The sequence below is a fragment of the Streptomyces bugieae genome (genome assembly GCF_036352915.1).
Taxonomy (GTDB): Bacteria; Actinomycetota; Actinomycetes; order Streptomycetales; family Streptomycetaceae; genus Streptomyces; species Streptomyces endophytica.
The window spans coordinates 1-436 of sequence record NZ_JAZBJP010000185.1 but is presented as its reverse complement, the minus strand read 5'-3'; the positions used below and the strand labels follow the sequence as shown (position 1 = coordinate 436).

The following is a 436-nucleotide window of genomic DNA, read 5'->3' as shown; positions in this document are numbered from 1 at the left end:
GCCCAGGACTTCTCCACGTTGGCGAAAGTGGTCCACGCCGTGTCGTATTCGGTGGCCTCGGCCTGGCACAGCACCGACGCGAACGTCGCGAAGGACTCGTTGAGCCACAGGTCATCCCACCACTGCATGGTGACGAGATCGCCGAACCACATGTGGGCCATCTCGTGCAGCACGGTCTCGGCGCGACGCTCGTAGGAGGCCCGGGTCACCTTCGACCGGAAGACGTAGTCCTCGAGGAACGTCACCGCGCCGGCGTTCTCCATGGCCCCGGCGTTGAACTCGGGGACGAACAGCTGGTCGTACTTGCCGAACGCGTACGGCGTACCGAAGTTCTTGTGGTAGAAGCCGAAACCCTGCTTGGTCTCGGTGAAAAGCCGGTCGGCATCCATGAACTCGGCAAGCGAGGCCCGGCAGAAGATGCCCAGCGGGATCTCGC

1 protein-coding gene is annotated in these 436 nt (G+C 63.8%); it reads right to left on the bottom strand.

What is annotated here, in order from left to right; translation table 11 throughout:
* Positions 1-436, bottom strand: a 436-nt coding sequence (locus tag V2J85_RS40800; RefSeq protein ID WP_330824415.1) for a M1 family aminopeptidase, incomplete at both ends; no start/stop codon positions are given.